Raw genomic sequence first — 357 nt, 5'->3', positions numbered from 1 at the left:
TTAAGAAAGCACCCCTTCTCCCGAAGTTACGGGGTCATTTTGCCGAGTTCCTTAACCAGAGTTCTCTCGCTCACCTTAGGATTCTCTCCTCGCCTACCTGTGTCGGTTTGCGGTACAGGCACCTTTTATCTCGCTAGAAGCTTTTCTTGACAGCGGGGAATCAAAGACTTCGCTCCATAAGGAGCTTCCCCATCACAGCTCAGCCTTCACGGTAAGCGGATTTGCCTACTTACCAGCCTAACTGCTTGGACGTGCACAACCAATCGCACGCTTCTTCTATCCTTCTGCGTCCCTCCATTGCTCAAACGATAAAGAGGTGGTACAGGAATATCAACCTGTTGTCCATCGCCTACGCCT

The 357-nt window shown here is 50.7% G+C and carries 1 rRNA gene; it reads right to left on the bottom strand.

What is annotated here, in order from left to right:
* A 23S ribosomal RNA gene (locus KFD70_RS29330) occupies nt 1-357 on the bottom strand; the annotation flags it as partial.

The sequence above is a fragment of the Bacillus pfraonensis genome, from assembly GCF_050768835.1.
Lineage (GTDB): Bacteria > Bacillota > Bacilli > Bacillales > Bacillaceae_G > Bacillus_A > Bacillus_A pfraonensis.
The sequence above is the reverse complement of the archived record's forward strand: the minus strand, read 5'-3'. Positions and strand labels throughout refer to the sequence as shown.